We start from the raw sequence: 772 nt of genomic DNA on the forward strand, positions 1-772 counted from the left end.
ACGGTGCAGCCGGGTGCGGTGCAGCCGCGGTCTTTGGCGTACAACACGATTCGTTGTCCCGGTGAGGCCAGGCGTTTGGCGTGATAGAGGCCGACGGGTTTGCTCTTGTCGAAGATGGCGAGGTAGTGGTGGGCGTGGCGGGCCAGCCGGATCACGTCGCTGATGGGTAGGCGGGTGCCGCCGCCGGTGATCCCGTGTCCGGTGGCGGCTTCGAGCTCTTGCAGGGTGGTGGACACGATGATGGTGGCGGGTAGCCCGTTGTGCTGGCCCAGCGTCCCGGAGGCCAGGACCCCGCGCAGCGCGGCATTCAACCCGTCGTGATGGCGTTGGGCCGCTGAGCGGGGATCGCAGTCGATGGCGTCCTGTGTCGGAGCGCCGTCCACACACGGGGTGTGGTCGTCGGGGTTGCACATGCCCGGGGCGGCCAGTTTGGCCAGCACGGCTTCCAGGGTGGCCCGCGCTTCGGGGGTCAGCCAGCCACTGAGTGCGCACATGCCGTCGGCTTGTTGGTTGCCTAACGTAAGGCCGCGGCGCCGGGCGCGGTCGGTGTCGGTGTAGGTGCCGTCGGGGTTGAGCAGATCAGCCAGGTGCGTCGCGAACCCGACGAGGACGTCGGGGCGGTACTGCGTCGCGAGGCGGGCGAGGTCGGCTTCGGCGTGGGTGCGGGTCTCGATATCAATCCAGCCGGGTAGCTGGTGGTAGAAGCGGCGGATCACCGCCACATGCTCGACACCCAGCTTTCCGGCGCGTTGGGCGGCGGCGGTGGCGGCCA

1 protein-coding gene is annotated in these 772 nt (G+C 69.3%); it reads right to left on the reverse strand.

The genetic code is table 11. The features are described 5' to 3' along the window. The coding region (locus ACAG21_RS28085; protein ID WP_370499512.1) for a 13E12 repeat family protein at positions 1-772 on the reverse strand (772 nt) is incomplete at both ends.

Source organism: Mycobacterium sp. pR1184 (assembly GCF_041287235.1).
Taxonomy (GTDB): Bacteria; Actinomycetota; Actinomycetes; order Mycobacteriales; family Mycobacteriaceae; genus Mycobacterium.